The sequence below is a fragment of the Ruegeria sp. CDSC052 genome, from assembly GCF_059610685.1.
In genome coordinates, this window is record NZ_JBXWOB010000002.1 from 216,450 (window position 1) to 243,186 (window position 26,737).

General features: G+C 57.0%; 26 protein-coding genes. 14 read left to right on the forward strand and 12 right to left on the reverse strand.

Annotation, left to right across the window (positions count from 1 at the left end; translation table 11 throughout):
* Positions 1-5: 5 nt before the first annotated feature.
* A complete protein-coding gene (locus tag AC2FIM_RS06445; RefSeq protein ID WP_496676499.1) occupies positions 6-1,475 on the reverse strand; it encodes an MORN repeat-containing protein in 1,470 nt (489 codons plus the stop codon).
* Positions 1,476-1,621: 146 nt separating this feature from the next.
* Here AC2FIM_RS06445 and AC2FIM_RS06450 point away from each other — a divergent pair, with 146 nt between their 5' ends.
* The 3 genes from AC2FIM_RS06450 to AC2FIM_RS06460 all read left to right on the forward strand — a co-directional run bounded on the left by AC2FIM_RS06450 (position 1,622) and on the right by AC2FIM_RS06460 (position 5,303).
* Positions 1,622-3,280, forward strand: coding sequence for an NAD+ synthase (locus AC2FIM_RS06450; protein WP_496731835.1), 1,659 nt, complete (start codon positions 1,622-1,624; stop codon positions 3,278-3,280).
* A gap of 288 nt (positions 3,281-3,568) precedes the next feature.
* Positions 3,569-3,820 carry a hypothetical protein gene (locus AC2FIM_RS06455; protein WP_496676493.1) on the forward strand — a complete coding sequence of 84 codons (252 nt, stop codon included), beginning with the start codon at positions 3,569-3,571 and terminating at the stop codon, positions 3,818-3,820.
* Positions 3,821-3,974: 154 nt separating this feature from the next.
* A complete protein-coding gene (locus tag AC2FIM_RS06460; RefSeq protein WP_496676490.1) occupies positions 3,975-5,303 on the forward strand; it encodes an NAD(P)/FAD-dependent oxidoreductase in 1,329 nt (442 codons plus the stop codon).
* Positions 5,304-5,306: 3 nt separating this feature from the next.
* Here the strand turns inward: AC2FIM_RS06460 and AC2FIM_RS06465 are convergent, their stop codons facing one another.
* Positions 5,307-6,239, reverse strand: a complete 933-nt coding sequence (locus tag AC2FIM_RS06465) for an MBL fold metallo-hydrolase (protein WP_496676488.1) — start codon at positions 6,237-6,239, stop codon at positions 5,307-5,309.
* A 140-nt stretch (positions 6,240-6,379) separates the two neighbouring features.
* On the opposite strand from AC2FIM_RS06465, the gene gltX reads away from it, so the two are divergent.
* On the forward strand, positions 6,380-7,705 hold the full coding sequence (gltX, locus tag AC2FIM_RS06470; RefSeq protein WP_496676485.1) for a glutamate--tRNA ligase: 1,326 nt from the start codon (positions 6,380-6,382) through the stop codon (positions 7,703-7,705).
* 52 nt (positions 7,706-7,757) lie between these two features.
* On the opposite strand, the gene AC2FIM_RS06475 is transcribed toward gltX, so the two are convergent.
* The gene (locus tag AC2FIM_RS06475; RefSeq protein WP_142635620.1) at positions 7,758-8,327 is read right to left on the reverse strand and encodes a gamma-glutamylcyclotransferase family protein; all 570 of its coding nucleotides are present in this window, start codon (positions 8,325-8,327) and stop codon (positions 7,758-7,760) included.
* A gap of 93 nt (positions 8,328-8,420) precedes the next feature.
* Here AC2FIM_RS06475 and AC2FIM_RS06480 point away from each other — a divergent pair, with 93 nt between their 5' ends.
* Positions 8,421-8,867: an RrF2 family transcriptional regulator gene (locus AC2FIM_RS06480; RefSeq protein WP_496676481.1), complete on the forward strand. Its 447-nt coding sequence runs from the start codon at positions 8,421-8,423 to the stop codon at positions 8,865-8,867.
* 2 nt (positions 8,868-8,869) lie between these two features.
* Here the strand turns inward: AC2FIM_RS06480 and AC2FIM_RS06485 are convergent, their stop codons facing one another.
* Positions 8,870-11,398, reverse strand: a complete 2,529-nt coding sequence (locus AC2FIM_RS06485) for an ABC transporter permease (protein ID WP_496676479.1) — start codon at positions 11,396-11,398, stop codon at positions 8,870-8,872.
* Positions 11,395-12,090, reverse strand: coding sequence for an ABC transporter ATP-binding protein (locus tag AC2FIM_RS06490; protein ID WP_271948339.1), 696 nt, complete (start codon positions 12,088-12,090; stop codon positions 11,395-11,397). Before AC2FIM_RS06490 ends, AC2FIM_RS06485 begins: the two co-directional genes overlap by 4 nt.
* A 26-nt stretch (positions 12,091-12,116) precedes the next feature.
* Between AC2FIM_RS06490 and AC2FIM_RS06495 the strand changes: the two genes are divergently transcribed.
* On the forward strand, positions 12,117-12,776 hold the full coding sequence (locus AC2FIM_RS06495) for an arylesterase (protein WP_496676475.1): 660 nt from the start codon (positions 12,117-12,119) through the stop codon (positions 12,774-12,776).
* Here the strand turns inward: AC2FIM_RS06495 and AC2FIM_RS06500 are convergent, their stop codons facing one another.
* From AC2FIM_RS06500 to AC2FIM_RS06520, 5 genes are all read right to left on the reverse strand, one after another.
* Complete coding sequence (locus AC2FIM_RS06500; protein ID WP_142635628.1) at positions 12,777-13,334, reverse strand: L,D-transpeptidase; 558 nt, start codon at positions 13,332-13,334, stop codon at positions 12,777-12,779.
* Between the two features lie 179 nt (positions 13,335-13,513).
* Positions 13,514-13,720, reverse strand: coding sequence for a cold-shock protein (locus AC2FIM_RS06505; RefSeq protein ID WP_142635630.1), 207 nt, complete (start codon positions 13,718-13,720; stop codon positions 13,514-13,516).
* Positions 13,721-14,031: 311 nt separating this feature from the next.
* Positions 14,032-14,778 carry a hypothetical protein gene (locus tag AC2FIM_RS06510; protein WP_142635632.1) on the reverse strand — a complete coding sequence of 249 codons (747 nt, stop codon included), beginning with the start codon at positions 14,776-14,778 and terminating at the stop codon, positions 14,032-14,034.
* Positions 14,775-16,430 (reverse strand): energy-dependent translational throttle protein EttA, encoded by a 1,656-nt coding sequence (ettA, locus tag AC2FIM_RS06515; protein ID WP_271948336.1) that lies wholly within the window; start codon positions 16,428-16,430, stop codon positions 14,775-14,777. Before ettA ends, AC2FIM_RS06510 begins: the two co-directional genes overlap by 4 nt.
* An 81-nt stretch (positions 16,431-16,511) precedes the next feature.
* Positions 16,512-17,021, reverse strand: a complete 510-nt coding sequence (locus AC2FIM_RS06520; RefSeq protein ID WP_496676469.1) for a DUF2059 domain-containing protein — start codon at positions 17,019-17,021, stop codon at positions 16,512-16,514.
* Between the two features lie 415 nt (positions 17,022-17,436).
* On the opposite strand from AC2FIM_RS06520, the gene AC2FIM_RS06525 reads away from it, so the two are divergent.
* From AC2FIM_RS06525 to dacB, 3 genes are all read left to right on the forward strand, one after another.
* Positions 17,437-17,688, forward strand: coding sequence for an MOSC domain-containing protein (locus AC2FIM_RS06525; protein WP_416383917.1), 252 nt, complete (start codon positions 17,437-17,439; stop codon positions 17,686-17,688).
* A gap of 32 nt (positions 17,689-17,720) precedes the next feature.
* On the forward strand, positions 17,721-18,341 hold the full coding sequence (locus AC2FIM_RS06530; RefSeq protein ID WP_271948332.1) for a nicotinate-nucleotide adenylyltransferase: 621 nt from the start codon (positions 17,721-17,723) through the stop codon (positions 18,339-18,341).
* A gap of 66 nt (positions 18,342-18,407) precedes the next feature.
* On the forward strand, positions 18,408-19,889 hold the full coding sequence (dacB, locus tag AC2FIM_RS06535) for a D-alanyl-D-alanine carboxypeptidase/D-alanyl-D-alanine endopeptidase (protein WP_271948330.1): 1,482 nt from the start codon (positions 18,408-18,410) through the stop codon (positions 19,887-19,889).
* Positions 19,890-19,891: 2 nt separating this feature from the next.
* On the opposite strand, the gene AC2FIM_RS06540 is transcribed toward dacB, so the two are convergent.
* Positions 19,892-20,314: a tellurite resistance TerB family protein gene (locus AC2FIM_RS06540; protein ID WP_142635642.1), complete on the reverse strand. Its 423-nt coding sequence runs from the start codon at positions 20,312-20,314 to the stop codon at positions 19,892-19,894.
* Positions 20,315-20,395: 81 nt separating this feature from the next.
* Positions 20,396-20,854 carry an Lrp/AsnC family transcriptional regulator gene (locus tag AC2FIM_RS06545; RefSeq protein WP_142635958.1) on the reverse strand — a complete coding sequence of 153 codons (459 nt, stop codon included), beginning with the start codon at positions 20,852-20,854 and terminating at the stop codon, positions 20,396-20,398.
* 115 nt (positions 20,855-20,969) lie between these two features.
* On the opposite strand from AC2FIM_RS06545, the gene phhA reads away from it, so the two are divergent.
* The 5 genes from phhA to AC2FIM_RS06570 all read left to right on the forward strand — a co-directional run bounded on the left by phhA (position 20,970) and on the right by AC2FIM_RS06570 (position 26,708).
* Complete coding sequence (phhA, locus tag AC2FIM_RS06550) at positions 20,970-21,770, forward strand: phenylalanine 4-monooxygenase (protein ID WP_496707979.1); 801 nt, start codon at positions 20,970-20,972, stop codon at positions 21,768-21,770.
* Positions 21,771-21,777: 7 nt separating this feature from the next.
* The gene (locus AC2FIM_RS06555; protein ID WP_496707978.1) at positions 21,778-22,131 is read left to right on the forward strand and encodes a 4a-hydroxytetrahydrobiopterin dehydratase; all 354 of its coding nucleotides are present in this window, start codon (positions 21,778-21,780) and stop codon (positions 22,129-22,131) included.
* A 122-nt stretch (positions 22,132-22,253) separates the two neighbouring features.
* A complete protein-coding gene (locus tag AC2FIM_RS06560) occupies positions 22,254-23,828 on the forward strand; it encodes a lysine--tRNA ligase (RefSeq protein WP_142635648.1) in 1,575 nt (524 codons plus the stop codon).
* Positions 23,829-23,876: 48 nt separating this feature from the next.
* On the forward strand, positions 23,877-24,278 hold the full coding sequence (locus tag AC2FIM_RS06565; protein WP_142635650.1) for a DUF4864 domain-containing protein: 402 nt from the start codon (positions 23,877-23,879) through the stop codon (positions 24,276-24,278).
* Between the two features lie 141 nt (positions 24,279-24,419).
* On the forward strand, positions 24,420-26,708 hold the full coding sequence (locus AC2FIM_RS06570) for a glycosyl hydrolase family 28-related protein (RefSeq protein WP_271948321.1): 2,289 nt from the start codon (positions 24,420-24,422) through the stop codon (positions 26,706-26,708).
* The last annotated feature ends 29 nt before the right edge of the window (positions 26,709-26,737 follow it).

Sequence of the window (26,737 nt, forward strand, 5' to 3'; positions counted from 1 at the left end):
ACCCGCTAACCGTCAGAGGCAGGGCTGGTTGCCGTTGTCGCGCTGTCGTCTGCCGGAGCACTCTCCTGCGGCTCGCTGGTGTTTTCACCCGGCAGAACACCGTTTTCCCAGACGCCGGTTTCTTCTTTGCCGTCTGCATAGCGCATCGTGCCGTCACCGTGGCGTTTGTTGTCCAAAAACCCACCTTCGTACACGTCACCAGTCGCATAGGTAGCGGTTCCGGTGCCGCTGATCTTCCCCTCGACCCAACCGCCTGTATAGGTGAAGCCGCGCGGTGTGGTTATCGATCCTTGCCCGTGGCGCTGCCCATCTTTGAAATCGCCCTTGTAGGTCGTTCCGTCCGGGAAGCTGGCTTTGCCCTCGCCCTGGCGCGCACCGTCGACCCAATCGCCTTCATATTTGTACCCGTTTGCAAATGTCAGAACACCGGTGCCGTGGTTCAGACCGTTCTTGAACTGCCCATCGTAGATGGCGCCGTTCGGGTAAGTGGCCTTGCCCTGACCCTCGAAGACTCCGGCGATCCAGTCGCCGTCGTAAATCAGGCCATCAGGATAGGTGTGCATTCCTTTGCCATGGGGCAGGTCTGCACTGAAATCACCGACATAGGTCGAACCGTCAGGATAGGTCAGCTCTCCGAGGCCCTCAATCTGGCCGTCTTTCCATTCACCAGTATAGTCAAACCCGTCCGTGCCCAGAAAACGGCCTTTGCCGTGGCGGCGATCATCGTGATAGTCACCTTCGTAAATGGCGCCACTGGCATAGGTTGCCTTGCCCTTGCCTTGTCGGCGCCCATCAAAAAAGTCGCCTTCATACAAATCGCCATTGGCTTGCAGTAGACGGCCTTTTCCGGTCATGCGATTTTCGGACCAGTCACCCGTATAACTCATACCTTCCGGCCGCGTCAGGCTGCCTGTGCCATGACGCTTGCCGTCTTTGATATCGCCCTCATACACGTTGCCTTTGGCTGAGGTTATCTTGCCTTTGCCCTGCTTGACCCCGTCGACCCAGCCGCCCTCGTACACCTCTCCGGTCGGGTCGGTCAGAGTGCCTTTACCGTGGTGCCGGGCATTCTTGAACCCACCTTCGTATTTCGCTCCGTTGGCATAGACGGCGACTCCTTGGCCGTTGAACGAGCCATCGGCCCATTCCCCTTCATAGCTGCCACCATCAGCATAGATGATCGTTCCGAACCCTTCGGGTTGACCGTTGGCAAAGGCGCCCTGATAGATCGACCCGTTAGCATAGCGCGCGATACCCTGACCCTGAATTTCTCCTTCGATCCATTCGCCTTCGTATTCGAAACCATCTGGCAACTGGTAGGTGCCGGTTCCGTGCCGCAGGCCATTTAGGAACGTGCCTTCGTATACGCCGCCCACTTCGTCATCGGCCACGACTACCTGATCGTTCTGCGCGAAGGCGGTCAGCGCTGACAGGGTCAATGCAACTGCGGCGATTGAAGTGCGAAAAACGTTCATGTTTGGTCCTGTCTGCGCGAGCATCGTGCTTTTGCGCAAAACTAGGATACCGACGCAGGCAGGGCAACGGCTTTTGCCTTATTGGTCTTTCACTCGCGGTGCGATCTGGTAAATGGCAATAGGACAGACGAGGGCAAGAGGGCAGTATGGCCGACCGTTTCCGTATCACTCTGGCGCAACTCAATCCCATTGTCGGGGATTTGGAAGGCAATGCGGCCAAGGCTTTTTCTGCGTGGGAGCAGGCGCGAGAGGCCGGTGCCCAACTTGTTGCTTTCCCCGAGATGTTCATCACCGGCTATAATACGCAGGACCTTGTGATCAAGCCCGCGTTCCACAAAGCCGCAATGAAAGCTGTTGAGGCGCTTGCGGAACGTTGCGCCGATGGGCCTGCGATTGCGATCGGTGGGCCGTGGTTCGAAGATGACCGGCTGTATAACGCCTATCTCATCCTCAAGAACGGCAGGATCAGCAGTAAAGTGCTGAAACATCACCTGCCGAATGAGACAGTCTTTGACGAAGTGCGCCTATATGATTCCGGCCCGCTGGGCGGTCCCTATTCGGTTGGCAACTCTCGGATCGGCAGCCCGATCTGCGAAGACAGCTGGCATCCGGATGTTGCCGAGACGCTGGAGGAGACAGGAGCCGAGTTTCTGCTGATCCCCAACGGCTCGCCTTATTTCCGAAACAAATATGATGTGCGCCTGAACCATATGGTGGCGCGCGTGGTTGAGACCGGATTGCCGCTGATTTACCTGAACATGGTCGGAGGGCAGGACGATCAGGTCTTTGACGGGGCGACCTTCGGGTTGAATCCAGGCGGAGAACTGGCATTCCGAATGCCTGTGTTCGACGAAGCGATAGCGCATGTGGATCTTGAACGCGGCGATGCAGGTTGGCGCATAATTCCGGACGAGATTGTGCCGCAGCCAGATGCGTGGGAGCAGGACTATCGCGCGATGGTCCAGTCTCTGCGTGATTACATGGCCAAAACCGGGTTCAAAAAGGGTGTTCTGGGTCTCTCTGGCGGCGTTGATTCAGCCCTTGTCGCGGCAATAGCGGTGGATGCGATTGGCGCTGAAAATGTTCGCTGCGTGATGTTGCCGTCGGAATATACCAGCCAGGATTCTTTGGATGATGCCGAAGCGGTGGCTAAGTCGTTGGGTGTTCACTATGATTTCGTCCCTATTGCACAGGGGCGCGCGGCGATCACGGATACGCTTGCCCCATTGTTTGCCGGGCGAGACGAAGATCTGACCGAAGAAAACATCCAGTCCCGCCTGCGGGGGCTGTTGCTGATGGCCCTGTCGAACAAGTTCGGCGAGATGCTGCTGACCACAGGTAACAAATCCGAAGTCGCCGTTGGATATGCCACGATCTATGGGGATATGAACGGTGGTTATAATCCAATCAAAGACCTGTACAAAACCCGCGTGTTCGAGACTTGCCGCTGGCGCAATGCCAATCATCGCGGCTGGATGAAAGGCCCCGAGGGTGAGGTCATCCGACCCTCGGTCATCGACAAACCTCCTAGTGCCGAGTTGCGCGAAGACCAGAAGGACATTGACAGCCTGCCGGATTATCCGGTTCTGGACGCCATTCTGGATATATTGGTTGATCAGGATGGGTCGATCGCGGATTGCGTGGCCGCCGGGTTCGAAGAAGCCGTTGCGCGCCGGATCGAACATTTGGTCTATATCAGCGAATACAAACGGTCTCAGTCCGCCCCGGGGACACGTTTGACCAAGCGGGCATTCTGGCTGGATCGTAGGTATCCTATCGTGAATCGTTGGCGCGACAGGACCTGACGCCTTACAGGAATCACCATTCTGACGCGAAAACTGTTTCCAATTTATGGGCAATAGTCGTCTGCTTCTGGAACTGTTTTTGTTTTTGAGTGCAGCGGCTTAGATTTTCTTGGGCGTATCCGAGCCCCACTTGATGCTCGGTCTTTTTTTTGCCACATTTTAGCTTGATTGTTGCCCCATGTGGGGCGGATGCGACGCATTGTGGGAAATAGGTGTTTATGAGCTTTCCCTTCGGTCTTTAGCGACGCGTCCGAAATTGGATGTCTGAGTTAACGATTTGGTGCCATTATGTACGATGAATACGATAAACCGCTTCATTCACCGCCAAAATGGCGGTCTATGCAATCCGAAGGTCGGTCTCTGGATGAGGCAAAGGTAGATGCTGCCATTGCCAATTTGTTGAATGAAGAAGTGCCCAAAGAGGAATCCACGACGGTGGGCCCCTGCGCGCAGTTTCTGGAAACAGAAGCCAAGGTGCCGGAAGGCAGTATCGCTACCTCTTTGCGTCAGAAACTGGCTGAATTGTGCGGCGCGGCCTGAAGTTTTCAAAATCCTGAATTAGATGCGCTGGCTTGCCACGTTGGCCGAATGGTCACAGGCCTGAGCAATAGTCATTGAAGCAAAGTTTCTTCTGTTGCGTCTGTCCTGATCCCGCGCCTTCATTGCGGTCCGTGCAATGAATTATGAGCGGTTGATGCCTGGCCCCAAGCCTAATGCTGTTGAACCCGATCTAAAGCTGCCAAAAGCCGTTGATGTTGTTGTCATTGGTGGAGGAATTATTGGGGCATCAACCGCCCTCGAACTGTCAGAGCGGGGAATGTCTGTCCTTCTGTGCGAAAAGGGACAAATTGCCTCCGAGCAGAGTTCACGGAACTGGGGATGGGTGCGTTTGGGTATGCGCGATCCTCGGGAAATCCCGCTGATGCAGGAATCACAGCGTATCTGGGCGCAGCTCGATCAACGCACCGGGCGCAAGACAGGTTTCACACAGGCCGGTATCCTGTTCGGCGCCTCAGGCAAGCGGGAACAGAGCAATCTTGAACGCTGGCTTCGCCATGTGGAGGGGTTGAATACTGGGGCAAGGATGGTGTCCGGGGCTCTGTTGGCGGAACTTATGCCAGACCATCAGACGGGGTTGGATTGCGCATTGTTTATGCCGCAAGACGGTAGGGCGGAACCGCAATGGGCTGCACCCGCAATCGCCGAAGCTGCGCGTGACCGGGGGGCCCTGTTGATGACCAACTGTGCAGTGCGCTGTCTGGATACAGAGGCGGACCGTGTCGTCGGTGTCTTCACAGAACGCGGTCGCGTGGCCTGCGGCAATGTCGTACTGGCGGGCGGTGCGTGGTCGCGCTTGTTTGCAGGGAATGCTGGAGTTGATTTTCCACAACTGAAGGTGCTGAACACCGTATTCCGAACCTCTCCGGTTTCCGGTCCTGAGGCTGCCTTGTGGTCGGACGATTTTGCAATACGCAAGCGGGACGACGGAGGGTATACGATTGCGTCCGGGCACGAAAACACCGTTGATATCGTGCCGGATAGCCTTCGTCTGGCGTGGCAATTTCTTCCTGCGTTTCGCCAGGAGTGGCGGTCGCTGCGGTTTCGGGTGTCGAAGCGGTGGGCCGAGGAGGCGCGACAGGATCGGAGGTGGTTGCCCACGGATGTGACACCGTTCGAACTTTGCCGCACTCTGGATCCCGAACCATCGCGCCGGGCGTTGCGGCGGGCTTGGAAAAGCGCAATCAGTGGTATTCCCGCGCTAAAGCAGGCTGAAATCGTTCAGAGTTGGGCAGGGATGATTGATGTAACGCCGGATGCGATCCCGATCATCTCGCACGTGGACCACAGGCCCGGCCTGTTCATCGCTACGGGTTTCTCGGGTCATGGGTTCGGGATCGGGCCCGGTGCCGGGCGGCTGATGGCTGATCTGGTCTCGGGCAATGTCCCCTGTGTTAATCCGGCCGTTTTCCGCCTGTCCCGCTTTGTGGACGGGTCGAAAATCCGGCCGGACCTGGGGTATTAGACGTTAACCCATCATCTGATAGCTGACCGGGACAAATCGGAACCCATCGCCGCGCGCCTCGACGTAACCGGCTGCGGGGAAGGGCATGTGATATCCGATCATCGGAACTTTGTCTGCCGCCAGCATCCCCAGCACATTGCGGCGTGAAGCGGTGGCTGCGACTTTGTCCATGTCGAACTTTACCTCCCACTCGGGACGAGCAAAAGACCACACATAGTGATTGGCCAGATCGGCCGTCAGCACCAGACGTTGACCGTTGCTTTCCAGATGAAAGACCGTGTGTCCGGGGGTATGCCCATGCGCTGAAACGGCGGTTATTCCGGACAGAACCTCGCCGCCATCGCCGACAAAGGTCATCTTTTCGGCCATTGGGGTCACTTTGGCGGCGACCAGATCGCCGACCCGATTGCCGGAATCCTGCGCGGCCCAAAAGTCATACTCGGATGATGCGGTGACATAGCGCGCATTCGGGAAGGTTGGCGCGTCATTTGTGGTCATGCCGCCAATATGGTCAGGGTGCATATGGGTGATGACGACGACGTCGATTTGATCCGGGTTCACGCCTGCATCTGCCAATGCCGCCTGAATGCCGCCTTGCCCAAGGCCAGTATCAAACAGCACAAGTTCAGATCCGGTATTGACCAGCGTTGGTGTGAAAAAGAACTGGGCTTTATCGGCAGGAATAAAATTCTGGGCCGATACGTTTGCAAATTCCTCATCCGTGGCACCGCCGCCGAAAATCTCTTTGGCGCCATCGCGCGGCAGGCTGCCATCCAACAGAGTTGTTACGGTGAAATCGCCCAGCTGGAACGATTTCGCGATGGTTGAATTCGCTTTGGTATCGCTTGCTGCAGCCAGGATTGGGGTAGCAGCTGATGCAAAAGGCAATGCTGCCGCCGCGCCCAGTGCGGCCCTACGAGTTAGTGTAACGGTCATTTTGAGATCTCCCTGTGTGTGCCAGCACTTTGAAGATAGGGTATCGCCCGAGGATTGCCACCTGACGTTGGCGTGAACCGGTGCGGTGGCTGGACAATTTGCCCATCCTGTGAGAAGAGCCGCGCCAACAGGAGACTCCTATGACAACCACCCGTTTCGCCCCGTCACCCACCGGTTACATCCATGTGGGCAACTTGCGCACAGCTCTGATGAACTACCTGATTGCCCGCAAGGCTGGCGGCACCTTCATCCTGCGTATCGACGACACAGACCCCGAGCGATCGAAGGAAGAATATGTCGATGCCATCAAGCAGGACCTCGAGTGGTTGGGCCTGCATTGGGACCGGGTCGAACGACAGTCCGAGCGTCTGGACCGCTATGCCGAGGCAGCCGACAAGCTGCGCGAGATGGGTCGTTTCTATGAGGCTTTCGAAACCCCGACCGAGCTGGACCTCAAGCGCAAGAAGCAGCTGAATATGGGCAAGCCGCCGGTTTATGACCGCGCAGCATTGAACCTTAACGACGCCGAGAAAGACGCGCTGCGGGCAGAACGTGGCAACGGAGTCTGGCGCTTTAGGCTGGATCATGAACGGATCGAGTGGACCGACGGCATTCTGGGCGATATTTCGATTGATGCGGCCTCGGTCTCTGACCCGGTTCTGATCCGGGGCGACGGTCAAGTTCTGTACACGATTGCGTCGGTGGTCGATGATACCGAAATGGGTGTGACCGATGTGGTGCGTGGCTCGGACCATGTGACCAATACCGCGACGCAGATTCAGATCATCCAAGCGCTGGGTGGTACTTGCCCGCGTTTTGCACATCATTCTCTGCTGACCGGCCCCCAGGGCGAGGCGCTGTCTAAGCGACTGGGCACGCTGGCTCTGCGTGATCTGCGCGAGCAGGGCGTACAGCCGTTAGCATTGCTCAGCTTGATGGCGCGTCTGGGCTCATCCGACCCGGTTGAGTTGCGGACAGAGATGGCCGAGCTGATCGATGGATTTGACATTGGTCGTTTTGGTGCCGCACCGACCAAGTTTGACGTTCAGGACCTGTTTCCGTTGACGGCAAAACACCTGCAATCTTTGTCATTGGCCGACGTTGCGGATTCTGTGGCAGATGCGGGCGTACCGGCCGAACTGGCCGAACCGTTCTGGGCCATGGCCCGCGAGAACATCACCACTCTGGCAGACCTGAGAGGGTGGTGGGAGCTGTGCCGTAACGGTGCCGAACCTCTGATTGCCGATGAAGACCGAGAGTTCATCACCGAGGCCGTGGCGTTGTTGCCAGAAGGCCCGTTCGACGGCGAGACATGGGGGCAGTGGACCAGCGCGGTGAAAGACGCGACAGGCCGCAAGGGCAAGAGTCTGTTCATGCCTTTACGCAAGGCACTGACAGGGATGGAGCGCGGCCCCGAGATGGCAACCCTGTTGCCCCTTTTGCAGGTGATCCGCGCGCGCGGCTGATCTTAGTGCCTTAGATTGTGATAAGACGTGGTCTCCTGGCCGCGCCTTTTTTCTATAAGGTCTTTACGATCTGGGCTGCTATTCGCTTCAGCCGATCATCCACAAAACAAGTCTCATCCGGTTTCAATGCCTGGTGGCGCGGATACCGCGGCTCTGCCCGGTCATTCAGGATCGGGGCGTCCCAGCCATCAGTGGTGGCAAAAAAGCGATCGGCGCCCTCGGACCCGAACGCACGCAAATAGCCTTGCACAACCACGTCGATATAGCTCATCAGCAGGGGGTGGCGCCGGCTGGCCGCGGATTGACGGTCATCAGGTACGGCATAAACAGCGATCTCAACCTCGTGTGGCAGAGAATGGGTGACGGCCTTAGTCGCTGGAACGCGGTCGTAGGCCCACTCACGTTGATCCAGCGCGTCCCAGTCATTGCCTGGGACATGGGCAATCATGCCGTCGATTTCAGAAGTGGGATCCGGAATGGCGGTCAAGAAAGCGACCGGGCGCAAATCGGTATGCCGCCAGGCCCGCCGCCATCCCTTCAACTGCGCGGGATGCGGGTCGGGGAAATCGTGGGTCGCGAGATTCACGAGGCTGCCGTAGCCAAAGAAATAGGGGTCTGCCATGCGGGATCACTTCTGACCGGGAATTGATGTATGTCAAACCGCTTTTTTGCCCAACATGCAATAAGGCAGCATGTTGAACTTAGGGAGGCAAACATGCGGATAACCAAGCGGACAAATATTGCTGTGCGCCTACTGATGTATTGTGCAGCAAATCCAGACAGGTTGGTGACCAAATCCGAGATCGCAAAGACCTGCAATATCTCGGAAAACCACTTGGCGCAGGTGATCAACCAACTCAGCCAGTTAGATTATCTGAGCACTCATCGCGGTCGCAATGGTGGTATGGTACTCGCTAGATCTGCTGATCAGATTCGGATCGGTTCGGTTTTTCGACATATCGAGGGCGACTTGCCGATTGCCGAGTGCTTTGCGGATGCCGACAATACATGCCCGCTCACCAACGCCTGCCGGCTGCGCCTTGCGCTGCGGGACGCGGCCGAGGTTTTTTATGCCTCGCTGGACGAAATCACGCTGGATTCGCTGGTGTGTGACAATGCAAATCTGCTGTCGATTTTGCAGCCCGTCGCCTGCGTCCGATAAACTCAGTCGCTGGCGCGCAAGATGCGCGCCGGGCGAACGGCAAGGGGTTTCAAGGCAAAGATCAACCCCGCGCCCAGCGTGACGATGATCCCGGCCAATACGATGCCGATGGCAGATGGCCAGATGACGTCAAAGCTGGTGTCGAAAATATATGTCGCAACCGCCCAGCCGCCGAGGATGCCCACCATCAGGGCCACAATTCCAGCGGCAGACCCCAGCAGAACAGCCCGAAGGGCAAAGCTGATCAATATGCGCCGACGGTCGGCACCGATGGTCTTCAGGACTGCGGCCTCGTACCGCCGGGCTGGTTCACCCGCTGCCGCGGCGCCGATCAGGACCAGAAAGCCGGTTAGCAGCGATACACCAGCCCCATAAGACGTCGCAGCGGCCAACCCGGCCAGCAGACCCGAGACCCGGTCAATCGCATCGCGGACACGGATTGCGGTGATATTGGGGAATTTACCCGCCAGATCACGAAGGATCGCGGCTTCGGCCTGCTCTTCGGCATAGACGGTGGCAATGAAGCTATGCGGGGCGCCGGCCAGGGCCGACGGGTTCATGGACATGATGAAACCCATCCCGGCGGTCGAGAAATCCACCTCGCGCAGAGAGGTGAGCTCTGCGGTGATGTCGCGCCCTAATATGTTGACGGTCAGTTGGTCACCCAGCTTCAGGCCCATCTCTTCGGCCTCTTCAGCGGCGAAGCTGACCTGAGGCGTTCCGGAATAGTCTTCGGACCACCATTCCCCGGCGGTGACCCGTGCGTTCGAGGGCGGGGCGTCGGAATAGGTGACCCCGCGGTCGCCTTCCAGTACCCAGTGGTCCCCGGCGACCTCAATCGCGGGCTGCCCGTTAATCTGCGTGATGATTCCGCGCAGCATGGGCGCGCTTTGGATCCGGCTTACGGCAGGGTCGTTTTCCAGCCGTTCGGTAAAGCCAGGCATCTGCTCTTTCTGGATATCGACGAAGAAATAAGAAGGGGCGACATCGGGCAGGTTTCCTGAAATCGCGTTTCGCAGGGTGCCGTCGATTTGCCCGACTGCGGCCAGTACCGACAGGCCCAACCCCAGCGACAGGACAACCGATGCGGCCCCTTCGCGCGGATCGGAAATGGCCGACAGGGCCCATCGCAGGGGAGGATTCCCTCGGGCGGGTTTTGTGGTCAGGCGCGCCAGTTTGCGGATCGCCAGCGCTGCCATCGAAAGCAGAACCAGCGCTCCGGCCAACCCGCCGCTGGTCCAAAGGGTCAGGCGCGCCGATCCGCTGAAAAAGGCAGCTGCGCCGATCAGCGCCGCAAGCCCGATGCCTGTCGCTAGGATGTATTTTGCACGGGGCAGGAAGCGCGTCGAAGACAGCGCATCGCGAAACAGGGTCGCAGCGCGGACTTCTTCAGTACGGGCAAGGGGCCAGAGTGTGAACAAAAAGGCGGTGAGCACGCCGTAAAGCGCGGCTTCAGCCAGAGGCTGCGGATAGAACGAGAACACTGCGGGCACAGGCAGGCGAGTTTCGATCAGCGGCGCAAGCAGCAGAGGCACCGATCCACCCAATATGATGCCCAGAAAAATGCCGATGCCAGAGAGAATACCGATCTGGATCAGATAAGTCTGAAACACGGTCGCCCGATCGGCACCCAAAGTACGCAAGGTAGCAATGGTTTCAGTCTTTTGCGCCAGATAGGCGCGCACCGCTGCAGATACGCCGATGCCGCCAACAGCCAGCCCGGATAGTCCAACCAGAACCAGAAAAGCGCTGAGCCGGGCAACAAATTCTGAAATGCCGGGGGCACCGTTCCGTGCATCGGTCCACCGCATTCCGCTGCCTTCAAGGGCTTCGCTTGCCTGCGCCGAAAGAGCTGTAAGATCAGACCCCGGCGGCAGATCCAGACGGTATTTGGTGGAAAACAGAGTACCCGGTGCCAATAATCCGGAATTCAGCAAGTCCTGTGTGCGGATCAGCGTGCGCGGACCCAATCCAAACCCGTCTGCCGCCCCGTCCGGTTCGTGGATCAGGGCTGCCATCAGGACAAATTCCTGAGTTCCAAGTGAAAACCGATCCCCAACCGATAGCTGAAGCCGGTCGATCAGAGCGGGAGCCATTACGGCACCGGGCGCCCCTTGCTGGCCTGTAAAGGCGTCACGCAGGGGCATCTGGGGCTCTAGTATTGGCTTGCCCAACAATGGATAGGAGTCGTCAACGGATTTGACCTGCGTAAGCGCCCGCTGTGGGTCACTATTCTGCTGCGCGACTGCCATTGACCGAAAATCGACGACTTCGGAGATGGCTAAGGCCGCGTCGTTCATCCATGCACGCTCAGCCTCATCCGCAAAGCGATAGGTGAATTCCAGCTGTGCATCCCCGCCCAGCAGAGCCGCGCCTTCTTGCGTCAGTCCGGTTTGGATGGCGTGGCGGACCGAACCCACAGCGGCAATGGCAGCGACCCCAAGTGCAAGACAAGCCAGAAACACCCGAAAACCGCGCAGACCTCCGCGCAGTTCCCGCCGCGCCAGCCGCCCGGCCATCCGCAGGCTCATTCGGCAGCCTCTTGCCTTGTGTCATCGGCAATCCTTCCATCGCGCAGCCGGACAACACGGTCACATCTGCGCGCAAGGCTGTGGCTATGGGTCACCAGAACTAAAGTAGCACCATGCCTGTCGCGCAGGCCAAGCAGCAGGTCAATGATGGCGGCTCCGTTTGTTTCGTCCAGATTGCCGGTAGGCTCATCCGCCAGCAGGATCTGTGGTCGCGGGGCAGAGGCACGGGCTAGCGCGACGCGCTGCTGCTCTCCACCGGAGAGCTGCGCCGGATAATGGTCGCGTCGATGCGTCAGCCCTACGGACTCCAATTCGGCCTCGGCCCGTTGAAAGGCATCTTTGTGACCGGCCAACTCCAGCGGTGTGGCCACGTTCTCAAGGGCAGTCATCGTGGGGATCAGGTGGAAATTCTGAAATACAACGCCCATGCTGTTGCGTCGGAACCGTGCGAGCTCGTCTTCGTTCATGCGGGTCAGATTTTGCCCGAGTGCGGTTACCTGGCCGCCCGTCGCCTGTTCCAGCCCGCCCATCAGCATCAGTAACGACGATTTTCCTGACCCGGACGGCCCAATCAGACCCAGTGTCTCGCCCTTGTGTACGGAAAGCGTGATGTCGTGCAGGATATCTACCTGACCGGCATTGCCATCCAGCGATAAAGCGGCATTTTCAAGCGATAGAACAGTTGCGATCATGGGTTGGTCCGAACCGAGGTAATCAAATGGGATATGGAGCAGTTGAGATGTTGCGCAAGGCTTTGATGCCGGTGCTTATCATGTGTTGCGGCTTTGCGGCCACAGCAGAAACCGTAGTGATTGCCGCTCTCGGGGATTCTTTGACTCAAGGGTACGGCCTGCCCGAGCAAGACGGATTTGTCCCGCAGCTGGGTCGTTGGTTGAAGGATCACGGGGCGGATGTGCGCCTGATCAATGCGGGTGTATCCGGGGACACCACCGCCGGAGGGGCGGCGCGTGTAGACTGGACACTGACGCCCGACGTGGATGGGATGATCGTTGCATTGGGCGGGAACGATCTGTTGCGAGGGCTTGATCCGGCAGTTGCACGCGCAAATCTTGAGACGATCCTGAAAGCAGCAGATGGCGCTGAGGTCGCCGTGTTGTTGGTCGGGATGCAGGCGCCGGGGAATTACGGCCCAGATTACAAAGCCGCATTTGATGCGATCTACTCCGATCTGGCGGATCGATATCAGACTGGATATGCGCCAAGTTTTTTCACAGGTTTGACTGCGGCAGGAAACCCCGAAGAAGTACGGGAACACATGCAGGCAGATGGCATCCATCCCAACGCCAGTGGTGTGGCCCTCATCGTTGAAGACCTTGGACCAAAGGTTTTGGAACTTGTGAAATCAGCAGAAGATTGATCAGACGACCGTCACAACTGTTCCAATCGGCACCCGCTGGTACAGGTCGATGACATGCGTGTTCAGCATGCGTATACATCCGTTCGAGGCCGCACGGCCTATGGTCTGCGGCTGAGTGGTCCCGTGAATTCGGAAATAAGTGTCAACGCCGTTCTGGAACAGATAAAGCGCCCGTGCACCTAACGGATTGCCGTCACCGCCAGGCTGCACATAGTCGTTATCCTTGAAACGAGCATATGTAATTGGTTCACGCTCGATCATTTCATTGGTGGGGCGCCAGGTGGGCCACTCCTTTTTGACGTCTATGGTCGCTGTTCCGGTGAACTCCAGCCCGGCTTTGCCCACCCCGCACCCGTAACGGATTGCCTTGCGAGGTTCTGTTACGAAGTACAGATAGAACGAGCGTGGAACCACCAGAAGCTGGCCTGGCAGGAATTGCTTTTTGATTCGAACAAATTGTGGAGTAGGGTCGTATTCGACGGCTTTCTTTGCCGACGCGGCGGTCGAAACAAGGCTTGCTGCTGCTGTTGCAGTCAGGAATGTACGGCGTGTCAACATATCAGCTCTCTTCAATACAACAGAAAAATCATGACCATAGTGTCCGGATGATATCCGATCCGGTCAATCGTCGGGGAAGAGTAACTGATTTGTGATGTAATCGCCGAGACACACTTTTACAGGTGGTCGCTCAGGCACAAATAGAAAAGGGCAGAGGAAAACCCTGCCCTTACAGCGGCTTACGCCAGCTGGATGTCGTCGGCGCTTTCGCGACCGTCACGACCCGAGCGCAGCTCGTACGTGACTTTCTGGTTGTCGGCCAGACCGGTCAGGCCCGAGCGTTCGACGGCCGAGATGTGAACGAAGATGTCTTTGCCGCCATCTTCGGGTGCAATAAAGCCGTAGCCTTTGGTGGTGTTGAACCATTTTACGGTGCCTGAAGGCATATCCGTGTTCTCCTTATCTGGTGCTGCCCACGGAGTTGCGACAGCCTGGCGTCGTCGTCTGTATCGATAGACTGAACGCCGTAGAAGGAGACAGTGGGTCGAAATAGAAAAACGGTAGCACTCTGAGTATGCCAGTTCAGACGAGATGTGACAAGCCGGATTTGCAATCCTGAACGACTGAAACTAGCGCCAGGCATCAGAATCTACGCATCAGAATATCCTGAAACAATCTATACAATGTATGTGGTTAGACTGAATTTTTTGGATTCGCGAGCGCCCGGAAGAACGTCACGCGCCAGACCGTCCGAGGATCACTTTGCGAGCGGCAATTTGCCCACGATCTCGTTCATTTCGGGCGAGGCCACAAAACATCTGGGAAGCTGGGAAATCACTTCGTCAATCGGATCGTAGATTTGGCTCGCGGCCTTTCGCAGATCTTCCGGAATATCTTTTTCAGCCCGTTCACGCCGCGGAGCCGGTACAAATTTCAATCCGGTAAATTCAGAGATTTCGTCCTGATATTCCCACAACGCATCGTAGTGAACGCACAATACCGGGATGTCGTCATAAGTGACCCATTCCTTGATCTGCCGTGCCTGTTGCAGCACATCACGTTCGAAAAGCTCGTCATATGTGCCCGTCGCATGCAGATTGTAGAAGTGCTTTTTTATCCACTCAGGGCCATAGCCTTCCATCGCTGTGTAGACTGAAAAGGTAGAGTCCTTTGTCGAGCCAAAGCAAAAGACGACTCGGGTATCTTTTGACCAGTTTGACAAAACCTGCGGAAAATCATGCGTCTTGTAAAGAAACGGCGCCTGGAAGGTGGCGTCGTCCAACCGAGACACGAAACTGGCCTGACCCGAGAGGTTTGGGTCCAGTCTTTCCAGTGCATCGCGCAGCGCATGGTAGGTCATGGTGCTGCCCGACCTGCCATTGCTTGCGACGATCACACAGTAATCTGTCTTGTACATTTGCCGGATGCGCTTGCGCAGCGGCGCGCTGATTTTCAGCGCGCTACGTTGCCATTTTTCCAACCGTCTTTTGAGCTTCCGTCTCATCGCGCAAACTTCTTATGCTTCAACCGCTTCGGCTCCAGCGCGTCTGGTCCCAGACGGCGTTTCTTGTCCTCTTCGTAATCCTCGAAGTTGCCCTCGAACCATTCGACATGGGCATCACCCTCAAACGCCAGAATATGCGTGCAGATCCGGTCGAGGAAGAAGCGGTCGTGGCTGATGACCACGGCGCAGCCGGCGAAATCGACCAGCGCGTCTTCCAGCGCGCGCAAGGTTTCGACGTCTAAATCGTTGGTCGGTTCATCGAGCAGCAGGACGTTGCCGCCCTCTTTCAGCAGGCGGGCCATGTGGACTCGGTTGCGCTCGCCCCCTGACAGCAGCGAGACCTTTTTCTGCTGGTCGCCGCCCTTGAAGTTGAAGGAGGAGCAATAGGCGCGGGAATTGACCTGTGCGTCACCCAGTTGGATGATCTCGGCCCCGCCGGTGATCGCCTCCCATACGGTGTCGTTGTCCTTCAGGTCATCGCGGGACTGGTCGACATAGGACAGTTCAACCGTGTCGCCAAGCGTGATGGTGCCTGCGTCGGGCTGTTCCTGACCGGTGAGCATCTTGAACAGCGTCGATTTACCGGCGCCGTTGGGGCCGATGACGCCGACAATTCCGCCGGGGGGCAGGGTAAAGTCGAGGTTCTCGATCAGTTGCTTATCGCCCATGTGTTTGGACAGGCCTTCGACCTCGATCACCTTACCGCCAAGGCGCTGGCCGTTGGGGATGACGATCTGTGCGCGGGTCAGCTTTTCGCGCTCGGACTGTTCCGCCAAATCATTATAGGCGTTGATCCGGGCTTTGGATTTGGCCTGACGGGCCTTCTGGCCTTGGCGCATCCAGTCGAGTTCGCGTTGCAGGGTCTTCTGCTTAGACTTGTCCTCGCGGGCTTCCTGTTCCAGCCTTTTGGCCTTTTGTTCCAGCCAAGCGGAATAGTTGCCCTCGTAAGGCAGACCACGGCCCCGGTCGAGTTCGAGGATCCAGCCGGTGATACTGTCGAGGAAATAGCGGTCGTGAGTGACGATCAGGATGGTGCCCTTGTAGTCGATCAGGTGCTGTTGCAGCCAGGCGATGGTTTCGGCGTCCAGGTGGTTGGTCGGTTCATCGAGCAGCAGCATGTCGGGCGCTTCGAGCAGCAGTTTGCACAGCGCCACGCGGCGTTTCTCACCGCCCGAGAGGTTGGCGATATTGGCATCGTCTGGCGGGCAGCGCAGCGCCTCCATCGAAACGTCGATCTGGCTGTCGAGATCCCAGAGGTTCTGGCTGTCGATCTCGTCCTGCAGCTTGGCCATCTCATCCGCGGTTTCGTCCGAATAGTTCATCGCCAATTCGTTATAGCGGTCGAGGATCGCCTTTTTCTCGGCCACACCCAGCATGACATTTTCACGCACGCTGAGGCTTTCGTCCAGCTTCGGCTCCTGTGGCAGGTAACCGACTTTGGCGCCTTCGGCCGCCCAGGCCTCACCCGTGAAATCCTTGTCGAGACCGGCCATGATCTTCATCAGGGTCGATTTACCGGCGCCGTTGACACCGACGACACCGATTTTCACGCCGGGCAGAAAGCTCAGGTGGATGTTTTCAAAGCACTTCTTGCCACCGGGATAGGTCTTGGAGACACCCTGCATGTGGTAGACATATTGATAGGCGGCCATGTCGCGTCCTTTGGGTCGGAGGAATTTGGTTGGACGGTGTGATACCCGAGCCGACAAGGGCGAGCAAGAATAGTTCTGAGCTTATTCGAAGGCTTCCAGCAATTTGTCGGTGAAAGATCTACTTTCGATTACGAGACTTTCTTCGTGGATGCGCCGAACAATTTCGGGTTGAACCATCTGAGCTGCTTTTGCGCCGGCCACCTGACCCGTTTTTGCGCCATGCTGCATCATTGCAGGCGTAAATCGGAGTAGCTTCTTTCCCGTCGGGCTGTGGTAGAACTGGGCTATTTCGTGCAATTCAGAAGCTGAGAAATTTTCAACATAGAATTGAGCCGTTGGAATCCGCAGTTCGTGGATGAATCCATCCATGAATACGTCCATCACAATGTCGAAAAACGCTTCGGTATCAGATACTTTTATGCCCCTGGAAATTAGATCTTGTTGCACCGCTTGTATCAGGACCGGACGCATTGCGACCAGCACACCTTGCATGACTTCTTCGTTTACGGTGACGTTGGCTATATAATCGGCATCCTCCTGTGCGCCTGCATACAAAACATTCGACGAGAGGGCGAGGAAAGCAGTGGCCAATGATAGGTTGCGCAATAGATTGTTCCTATTGATTTAGTGTTTTTCTGTCGGGGTAGTGCTTATCCAGTCAGTACTGGTGCTGCAAGCTATGGCAGTGCCTTGACTCTGCAAATAATCCTTGCGTTGTGGGCTTGGAGGGAAGCTAGGAAACTGCAAGAAGGTCCGTTCAGTAACGCAGACTGAAGGAACCGCTATAACAACGGCATTCCAATACGTTATTTCTTGCTACTCACAAGCAGGTTGCGCTGACTGGATTAGTTTGCGGCCTGCGCTGCGGAATGAGATAGTCGCTGTAGAGGGGGCCATGTTCTCTGCTAATGGGCCGGACGGAGACCGCAGCTGCGCGGGCAAGCGAGCCGTGACCCTGATCCAGCGGGAACATCTGTCTGCGATAGGCTCCTATATCGGGTAGGGTCTGGTTGCGCCTGAAACCCTGCGACGCAATCTGGTGGTATCAGGAATCAATTTGGCGGCGCTCAAGGGGCGTGAGGTGCAGGTGGGCGAGGCCATCCTGCGTTTCACTGTGATCTGCGCGCCGTGCAGCCGGATGGAGGAGGCGCTGGGCAAGTGTGGTTATTCCGCCGTTCGGGGTCATGGCGGTTGGTGCGCCGAGGTGGTGCGGCCCGGGCGGGTCAGGTTGGGCGACGCTGTGCAACCTGTTGATTGACAACCCCGCCGAGTTCTGAACATCAGCAAGAGATGCAGCGTAGCTCTATCCCATATGTACGGCCCGGGCAGGTCGTGGGGTTGTTCGGGGGGTCATTTGATCCGCCGCATAAGGGCCATGTGCATGTGACACTCGAGGCGATGAAGGCCTTTGGGTTGGATCGGGTGTGGTGGCTGGTCTCTCCGGGTAATCCGTTGAAAGAGCGCGGGCCTGCGCCATTGGCGCGGCGGGTGAAGGCAGCGCAAGCTGTGATGCAGCATCCACGTGTCGAGGTGACGGATATCGAGGCCCAGACCGGCACACGCGCCACGGCGGATACTGTCGCCGCCCTGCAGAAGCTTTATCCGCAGGTCAGGTTTGTCTGGCTGATGGGCGCGGATAACCTGGCGCAATTCCATAAGTGGAAGGATTGGCAGTCGATTATTGAAACCGTACCGGTTGGCGTTGTTGCCCGTCCCGGAGACCGCATCTCTGCACGTATGTCCCCTGCGGCGCGTCGCTATGCCAAATACCGCATCGACGGGCAGGCGCGGCATTTACTCGGCCGGGCACAGGCCCCGGCGTGGTGTTTTGTGAATGTGCCGATGCTGGATGTCAGTTCGACCCAGTTGCGCATTCAGGGGGTTTGGGGCAACAAGGTGTTGCCTGAATAGCCCCTGTGGGCCCATAATTCGGATCTCAGGTTGTTTGCCTGTGATCTCTGGGATTTTAATTGACCCATGAATGATCGTTATTCGCGACGAGGATTTATTGCAGGGCTGGGTGCGGCCCTGATGCCTGTAGCCGTTATGGCTGAGGCACCGCTTACATCATTGAGGCCTCAGATTCGTGATGAGCCGATCGTAGGTGTTGTGCGCTTGGTCGAAGCCGCGAACCTGCGCGGCGAAGTCGCCTTTGCTGTAGCCGACGCTGATACAGGCACGGTGCTTGAAGCCTATGGTGGCGACCGGGGTTTGCCACCGGCAAGTGTTGGCAAGGCCCTGACCGCGCTTTACGCGCTGAATGTGTTAGGTGCTGACTACAGGTTCGAAACTGCGTTGGTCGCTGAGGGGCCCATAGAAAACGGCATTTTGAACGGCGATCTTGTTCTTGTTGGCGGTGGTGATCCTTTGCTGGATACGGATGCGCTGGCCGCGATGGCGGCAAACTTGCGCGAGGCCGGAATCACCGAGGTCCGCGGCGCGTTCAAAGTATATGATGGCGCGTTGCCTTACGTGTTCAGCATTGATCCGGGGCAGCCAGATCATTTGGGGTACAGCCCTGCGATCAGCGGCATTTCTCTGAATTTCAATCGCGTGCATTTCGAGTGGAAAAAGCAGGGCGCCAGCTATGACGTGACCATGGATGCCCGAAGCACGCGCTATACCCCTGCAGTGGAAGTGGCGTCCATGAAGGTCGAGGGCCGCAACCTGCCGATCTATACCTACGAACCCAGCGCCCGTCAGGACCGGTGGACTGTTGCCAAAGGCGCGTTAGGTAGCGATGGGGCGCGGTGGCTGCCTGTCCGCAAGCCCGCGCTTTATGCAGGTGACGTTTTCAGAACATTGGCCCGATCCAACGGAATTGTGCTGGGGCGGACGCAGGTCACGCGGCAGATGCCGAATGGAACCCCTTTGGTCATTCAACAAAGCGACCCGCTCGAGAGCATATTGCAGGGCATGCTGAAATACTCGACCAATCTCACTGCCGAGATGGTGGGGCTCGCTGCTTCGAGGGCGCGTGGTACGCGACCGCAGACTTTGGCGGAGTCAGCCGCCGAGATGAACAGATGGGCCACAGAGACCTATGGTGTGACCGGGGTTGCGATGGTCGATCATTCAGGGCTTGGGGGCGATTCACGCGTAGCGCCCGAGGATTTGGTGGTCGCGCTGCTGGCGGCGCAGAAAGCCGGAGACCTCCGGCCTTTGCTGAAGAAATTTACGCTTGCCGACAGTCAGGGGCGGCCGGTCAAGGATCATCCGATCAGAGTGAATGCGAAAACCGGAACCTTGAACTTTGTCTCGGGCCTGGGCGGGTTCATAACCTCACCGGATGGGGCAGAGCTGGCCTTTGCGATATTCACGGCCGACATAGAGCATCGCGCAACGATCCCCCGAGCGTATCGTGAACGGCCCGAAGGCGGGCGGAGCTGGAATAACAGGTCGCGCAAATTGCAGCGCGCACTGATCGAAAGGTGGGGGAAGCTGGCCGGCAGCAGCTGATGTCAGGTCGTGTGCCGTGCCCGCGCGCCACGCTCGATGGCAGCGGCATGCAAACGGTCGATGTCCAACTCGTAACGGATTTCCTCGAGCAGCCGCAATTCGGATTCTGCCAGCGTACCATCTGCAGCCGCAACATCACATGCAAGCGCATAGGAGGTTTCGTTCAGGCGTTCGGGCAGGTTGTCGCGGATCAGTCCAAACAGGGCATCCAGGCCATCTTCTTGTTCAAACAGATCGAAGACGATCTGGGAAACGCGATACATCCGGTCGATGTCATATTCTGCAAAGACAGGCAGCATGTTGACCGCGCCCTCGATCTTGACCAGCTCGGCGGTGCGGATGGTCTCATCTGATGCAGAGATCGCAACCATAATCGCCACGAGGCAATCTTGAGGAGACATCGGGTGTGGCACTTGGTTGGTCATAGGGGTGTCCTGATTGAACTGTTCTGATCCCGCACGATAGGTGGGGCAGGGAATAGGTTCAACGGATTTTGGAGCGATAGATCAAAGAATGGGCAAAGGGCCACGTGTTTTCGTCTGCCGCAGTACAAAATTGCTGCGAGTGTCGCGGACTAACCCCGATTTCAACAGCCTTTGCATGATGAACGCCTCAAGATCTTCGGGTGTTTTCGAATAGACTTTCAGAATGAAGTCATGATCCCCGGTGATTGAGGCGCACTCGACAATCTGAGCCTCGGTCTCAACCAGCCGCAAAAACGAAGTGATACTGTCTTCCTGATGATCGCGCAGCGCAACATGAACATAGGCTATTGCGTTCAGGCCAACGGATTTGGCGGGCACACGAGCGGTATAGCCTGCCACAACCCCGGCAGCTTCGAGATCGCGAACCCGCCGCCAACACTGCGAGGCAGACAGGCCGGTACGATCCGCGAGCTCTTGCATAGACAGACGGCCATCGGTCTGAAGCTCTTGCAGGATGGCGATATCGGCGTTTTGAAGCATTTGCGTCACTTCATATAGATTTGTGAAGCGTTTCGGTCATATTGTATGATTTTGAAAAACATTCAAACGATTTATTTCACGATGGCTGGCTATACTCGTTTCAGGAGGAGCCTTCATGCCAAAGTCGACCAAATACGTCGCCAAGGTGGCCAATGCCAATGGTCACATCACATATACCGACGAAGAGGATGCTGTCTGGGCTGATCTTTATGCCGCTCAGCAAGAGAACGTACAGCGCTATATGGCGCGTGATTATCTTGCGGGGCTGGATCGGCTGGAGCTTCCGAAAACCCGTGTTCCATCTTGTGTGGATATTTCCGAGCGACTGCTGGACATGACGGGCTGGCGGGTACAGCCGGTGCCCGCGCTGATCGGGTTCAAGACTTTCTTTGGTATGTTGGCTAACCGGGTTTTCCCCGCCGCCTCGTTCATCCGGTCCCGCGAGGATTTCGATTATATCGAGGAACCGGACATCTTTCATGAAATTTTCGGGCATGCTCCGTTGTTGAGCGATCCGCGATTTGCTGCGTTCAGTCATGCTATCGGAATGGCTGGGGTGCGGGCCGGTGAAAAGGACTATGCTTGGCTGATCCGGCTGTATTGGTTTTCGATCGAATTTGGTCTGCGGAGGCAAGACGGCGCGATCAAGGCGTTGGGATCGGGGCTTGCCTCATCCCCGACCGAACTTCTCTACGCGGTGGAAAGCGAAATACCCGACCGCGATCCCTTTGACGTTCTGACGATCCTGCGCACGCCCTACCGGATTGATATGCACCAGATGGGCTATTTCGTGCTGGACGACCCAGAGGAACTGTTTGCTGCCGCCGATCGGGATTTGCTGGCGGATGTGCATAAGGCGCAATCACTGGGCCTGTTGCCGAATAAGTTTCCCGAAAAGGCAACAGCGGCGGAGTAAGCTGGACATGACCACATCAGAACAAACCTGCACCCTATCGGATCGGACCTGTGCCCCTTGTTCCGGCGGCATTCCAGCTTTGAACCGTGATGCGGCAAGCGCGCATCTGGCCCAGTTGACCTCCGATTGGTCGCTGGATGCGGATGCAAAAATTCTCAGCCGTCATTTCAAATTCAAAGGCTTTGCCAAGGCGACCTATCTGGCAAACCTTTGCGCCTGGCTGGCCGATCAGCAAGGGCATCATCCCGACATCAGATTTGGATGGGGATATGTGGATGTTCAGCTGACGACCCACGAAATTGACGGCCTTAGTGAGAATGACTTCATCTGGGCGGCCAAGTTGGATCAGTTAGTCGTCTGAGGCCAGTTTCCAGACAGGAAAAACAGCTTGCTTTATTGACTCATGCTGCACCGGCACAATAGGAGGGGTCGGTCGGCGGCAAACGAAAGCCGACGCTGTTTTCCCGATGGAGCTTAAAGAAAATGTCTGAACTGCGTGAAACCGCGATGTCGTCCAAGGCCTGGCCTTTTGAAGAGGCGCGCCGGTTGCTCAAACGCTATCAGAAAGGGGCTCCGGACAAGGGGTATGTGTTGTTCGAGACGGGCTATGGCCCGTCCGGCTTGCCGCATATCGGGACATTTGGCGAGGTGGCGCGGACCACCATGGTCAAGCGTGCGTTTGAGGCGCTGTCGGATATTCCGACCAAGCTGATCTGTTTCTCGGACGATTTGGACGGTATGCGCAAAGTGCCCGGCAACGTGCCGAATCCCGAAGCGCTTGAAGAGCATTTGCAGCGTCCTCTGACTTCGGTCCCTGATCCGTTCGGCGAATACCCAAGCTTTGGCGAATACAACAACGCAATGTTGCGCCGGTTCCTCGACACTTTTGGGTTCGAGTATGATTTCTATTCGGCGCGCGACTTTTATCGCTCGGGTCAGTTTGACGAGATTCTGAAGCGGGCGGTCGACAACTATGATGCCGTAATGGCCATCATGTTGAAAAGCCTGCGAGAAGAGCGGCAGCAGACCTATTCGATCTTCCTGCCGATCCACCCCGAAACAGGTCGGGTTCTGTACGTGCCGATGAAAAAGGTCTGCGCCGAGACCTATACCGTCACCTTTGATGACGACGACGGCAAGGAATGGACGCTGCCAGTCACGGGGGGCAACGTAAAGCTGCAGTGGAAGCCGGATTTCGGTGCGCGCTGGGCCGCTCTGGGCGTCGATTTTGAAATGTACGGCAAGGAACATGCCACCAACGAAAAGATCTATGACGCGATCTGCCGGGCGTTGGGTGGCCGTGCGCCAGAGCATTTCAGTTATGAGCTGTTTTTGGATGAGAACGGTCAGAAGATTTCGAAATCTTCGGGCAATGGCGTCTCGATCGACGAATGGCTGACCTATGCACCGACTGAGAGTCTTGCGTATTTTATGTATCAAAAGCCCAAGACCGCCAAGCGCATGCATTTTGATGTGATCCCCAAGGCCTATGATGAATATCATCAGCAACTGCGGGCCTATCCGGGGCAGGAGCTGAAGGCGCAGTTGAACAATCCGGTGTGGCATATCCACGGTGGGGAGGTTCCTGAAACGACGCTGATGGTGCCCTTTGCGATGTTGCTGAATCTTGCTTCGGTTTCCGGGGCCGAGGACAAAGAGGCGCTGTGGGGGTTCATCCGTCGCTATGCGCCTGAGGCCACGGCTGAGACGCATCCTGATCTGGATCAGGCGGCGGGCTTTGCGGTCCGCTACTTTAACGATTTCGTCAAACCCACCCGCCAGCACCGGGCGCCGACGGATCAAGAGCGCGAAGCGCTGGAGGCGTTGAAAGCAGAGCTGGCGGCATATGACGGACCGATCGAGGATGAGGCGCTGCAATCGGTGGTCTACTCTGTCGGGCGCGAGCGGTTTGACCCTATGCGGGGCTGGTTCACCGCGCTCTACGAGGTGTTGTTGGGCGCATCCCAGGGGCCGCGATTTGGTGGGTTCATCGCGCTTTATGGCGTGCCGGAAACAGTCGCCTTGATCGACAAGGCGCTGGCCGGAGAGCTGGTCTGATTTGACCTGATCGCGCGTGGGACTATCCTTCAATCAGGAGGTGGCCCCATGCGTCGTTTTATGCTTGCTGTATCTATAAGCGCCGGACTGGCATCCGGTGCCTTTGCCCAAAACGCCGAGATCGAGGCGAATATCGCGGGGCAGATACAGGCGTTCATGGTGGATGATTTCGCAACCGCCTTTACATTTGCCAGCCCCACTATCCAGCGCCTTTTCGGAACGCCTGAGAATTTCGGGGTGATGGTCCGGCGTGGCTATCCGATGGTCTGGCGGCCTGCGGACGTGCGGTTTCTGGAACTTCGCGAAATTTCAGGGGCGTTGTGGCAGAAGGTGATGATCACGGATGGCGACGGGCAGATTCACATTCTGGACTACGAGATGATCCCTCAGGAAGAGGGCTGGAAAATCAATGGCGTGCAGCTTTTGGGCAATTCGGATCCGGCGGCGTAACGCAACACCACCGTCACGGTGATATGAACGGCGGTTAATTCCTTTTCGATACTCAGACTTTTGCGTTCGGGGTGCGTGGCCCTGGGCACTGGGTTTATGCGCACGGCGACTGACCGCAGCGCGATTGGGAAAGGGATTTCTATGAATAAGGCAATCACTGACGGCATCGTATTCATGCCGCCTGTTTTCGCATCCGGTCTGAACGTGTGGTCGAGCGGCGATGGTACTCCGGGTTCGCCAACCTATGACGGATCGGGGAACGGCGTATATGTCCCGGCCGATGCGGATTTTGGCGGATGTCTGGAAATCCTGAAGGTAAACGCAACACAACAGCTGCGCTATATGGGCCAGACACCGCTGCTGCCGGGATGCTACTTGCAGATCAAAGCTCGGGTAAAAGCGATTAGCGGCCCCTTGCCCGAAGTTCGTATCGCCGCCTGGGCGGGCGGGGCAGGTGATGTTCAGGTGCCGGGCGTGGTCGAACAGGGCCCGGCAACACAGCTGTCCGGGTACGGCACCGTGCATGAAATCACTGCGATTGTGGGCGCGGGGCAACGGACGGGTGTGGATATGCCTTGGGGTGTTTCCACCCTGTACGGGCATTTCGGGCTGGATATTGAAGGCACCAACGGCGCTGTGGTCCGGATCGACGATATCGAGATTACGGATGTCACCAATGTGTTCCTGCGCGACATGATCTCTCTGGTCGATATCCGTGATTTCGGGGCGGTCGGTGATGGTGTAGCGGATGACACAGCAGCGTTTGTCGCCGCTGATCAGGCAGCGAATGGACGACGTGTCTTTGTCTCGGATGGCACCTACCTGTTGACGGAAAACACGACGATCTCGTCTGAGATTGAATTTGAGGGCATGGTCACAATGCCCGATGACAAGATGCTCTTGCTGACGAAGAACTTTAACCTGCCGGCCTATATCACGGCCTTCGGCGCCGAGGACCTGGCATTCAAAAAGGCCTTTCAGGCTTTGCTGAACAACTCGGATCATGAATCGCTGGATCTGGGCGGGCGCAAGATTTCGGTGAGTGAGTCGATTGACATGGCAGCGGCGGTTCCGAACAAACAAACAGGGTTTTCGACACGCCGGATCATCCGCAATGGCCAGTTCGATGTTCAAAGCAGTTCGGCCTGGGGCACCGAGACATTCACATCTCTGGCAACCTACAGCCCGTCGGACCCAACGCGTTTGACCAATGTTGCGAATGTTGCCAACATTCCTGTCGGCGCGCTGGTGCAGGGCAGCGGCGTTGGCCGCGAGATCTATGTCCGGTCCAAGGATGAGGGGGCGGGAGAGATCACTTTGAACGCGCCGATCTATAACGCATCCGGGACGCAGACATTTACCTTTTTGTCTTTCAAATATCTGCTTGATTTCAGCGGTTTCAGCACGTTGCGCAAGTTCGGAATGGAAGAGATCGAGTTTCAATGCAATGGCCGCTGTAGCGCAATCCGCCTTGCGCCGTCAGGCAGCACAATTGCCATAACGAACTGTTTTATCAGCCGACCTTTGGATCGCGGTATCACCTCGATCGGTACAGGGTGTCAGGGCATGTTGGTCGATAATTGTCAGTTCCTGTCTTCTGAAGAGTCCTTTGACGTCTCGGATCGCAAGTCGATTGCGTTGAACTCAACGGCCAATGACATCAAGTTGCGCCACAATCGCGCGGTTCGTTTCCTGCATTTTGCGGTGCTGGCAGGGACCAACAACATGGTCCTAGGCAACCATTTTTTCCAGGGAGACAGCATCACTCAGGGGGTGCGCTCGGCCGGTTTGGTCATGATCGGAACTTACAACAGCTCGACCATCGCCGAGAACTATGTCGATAACTGTTTTGTCGAATGGACAAATGAGCGGGATTCAGACCCTGTTTACACCGCTGGCTTCTCATTCAGCGCCATGAGCATTACCGACAATATCTTCTACTCGAACGAGGTCGCGCCCTGGTTCAGCAGCATTGTCATTCGTCCCTATGGCGCCGGGCATTTCCTGAACGGCGTCGTCGTGACGGGAAACAAATTCCGGTCCATCAACGGAGGGATCGACCGGGCCGAACGCGTGGACACGACATTCGCTGATCTGAACAACACAGCCCATTTGAACGTGACGTTTGAAAACAATACGTTCCATGGTGTCACTGCTAAAACCGCAAATCCACTGAGGGTACGGCACGCACAGAACACAGCTGCAACGGCGTGGACGGTGTCTTCTGAGGACCGGTTGCCCTTTGGTGGCAAGGCGCGCAGTTGTGACTCGGTTACCGTTCTGGGACCTTTGAAGACAGCGCTTGGGTCAACCAAATATTCGCACCCCTATGTCCTGCTGGAGCACGGGGTGGATGGATCTGATATCCAGTTACGCTGGCCTGAGGGTCTGAAGGGCGAGGTTTCAGCAATCCTGAGGATGGAGCGCTGACGGTGCGGGCGTCTGCCGGAATTAATGTA

Bases quoted from the DNA above. Each gene is read 5' to 3' on its own strand.
- AC2FIM_RS06485 (WP_496676479.1), bottom strand. From the start codon at position 11,398: ATGAGCCTGCGGATGGCCGGGCGGCTGGCGCGGCGGGAACTGCGCGGA.
- AC2FIM_RS06480 (WP_496676481.1), top strand. From the start codon at position 8,421: ATGCGGATAACCAAGCGGACAAATATTGCTGTGCGCCTACTGATGTAT.
- AC2FIM_RS06460 (WP_496676490.1), top strand. From the start codon at position 3,975: ATGCCTGGCCCCAAGCCTAATGCTGTTGAACCCGATCTAAAGCTGCCA.
- AC2FIM_RS06540 (WP_142635642.1), bottom strand. From the start codon at position 20,314: ATGACCAACCAAGTGCCACACCCGATGTCTCCTCAAGATTGCCTCGTG.
- AC2FIM_RS06530 (WP_271948332.1), top strand. From the start codon at position 17,721: ATGCAGCGTAGCTCTATCCCATATGTACGGCCCGGGCAGGTCGTGGGG.
- AC2FIM_RS06510 (WP_142635632.1), bottom strand. From the start codon at position 14,778: ATGAGACGGAAGCTCAAAAGACGGTTGGAAAAATGGCAACGTAGCGCG.
- AC2FIM_RS06445 (WP_496676499.1), bottom strand. From the start codon at position 1,475: ATGAACGTTTTTCGCACTTCAATCGCCGCAGTTGCATTGACCCTGTCA.
- AC2FIM_RS06500 (WP_142635628.1), bottom strand. From the start codon at position 13,334: ATGTTGACACGCCGTACATTCCTGACTGCAACAGCAGCAGCAAGCCTT.
- AC2FIM_RS06455 (WP_496676493.1), top strand. From the start codon at position 3,569: ATGTACGATGAATACGATAAACCGCTTCATTCACCGCCAAAATGGCGG.
- AC2FIM_RS06565 (WP_142635650.1), top strand. From the start codon at position 23,877: ATGCGTCGTTTTATGCTTGCTGTATCTATAAGCGCCGGACTGGCATCC.
- AC2FIM_RS06555 (WP_496707978.1), top strand. From the start codon at position 21,778: ATGACCACATCAGAACAAACCTGCACCCTATCGGATCGGACCTGTGCC.
- AC2FIM_RS06545 (WP_142635958.1), bottom strand. From the start codon at position 20,854: ATGCTTCAAAACGCCGATATCGCCATCCTGCAAGAGCTTCAGACCGAT.
- AC2FIM_RS06560 (WP_142635648.1), top strand. From the start codon at position 22,254: ATGTCTGAACTGCGTGAAACCGCGATGTCGTCCAAGGCCTGGCCTTTT.
- phhA (WP_496707979.1), top strand. From the start codon at position 20,970: ATGCCAAAGTCGACCAAATACGTCGCCAAGGTGGCCAATGCCAATGGT.
- dacB (WP_271948330.1), top strand. From the start codon at position 18,408: ATGAATGATCGTTATTCGCGACGAGGATTTATTGCAGGGCTGGGTGCG.
- AC2FIM_RS06570 (WP_271948321.1), top strand. From the start codon at position 24,420: ATGAATAAGGCAATCACTGACGGCATCGTATTCATGCCGCCTGTTTTC.
- ettA (WP_271948336.1), bottom strand. From the start codon at position 16,430: ATGGCCGCCTATCAATATGTCTACCACATGCAGGGTGTCTCCAAGACC.
- gltX (WP_496676485.1), top strand. From the start codon at position 6,380: ATGACAACCACCCGTTTCGCCCCGTCACCCACCGGTTACATCCATGTG.
- AC2FIM_RS06505 (WP_142635630.1), bottom strand. From the start codon at position 13,720: ATGCCTTCAGGCACCGTAAAATGGTTCAACACCACCAAAGGCTACGGC.
- AC2FIM_RS06495 (WP_496676475.1), top strand. From the start codon at position 12,117: ATGGGATATGGAGCAGTTGAGATGTTGCGCAAGGCTTTGATGCCGGTG.
- AC2FIM_RS06465 (WP_496676488.1), bottom strand. From the start codon at position 6,239: ATGACCGTTACACTAACTCGTAGGGCCGCACTGGGCGCGGCGGCAGCA.
- AC2FIM_RS06490 (WP_271948339.1), bottom strand. From the start codon at position 12,090: ATGATCGCAACTGTTCTATCGCTTGAAAATGCCGCTTTATCGCTGGAT.
- AC2FIM_RS06475 (WP_142635620.1), bottom strand. From the start codon at position 8,327: ATGGCAGACCCCTATTTCTTTGGCTACGGCAGCCTCGTGAATCTCGCG.
- AC2FIM_RS06450 (WP_496731835.1), top strand. From the start codon at position 1,622: ATGGCCGACCGTTTCCGTATCACTCTGGCGCAACTCAATCCCATTGTC.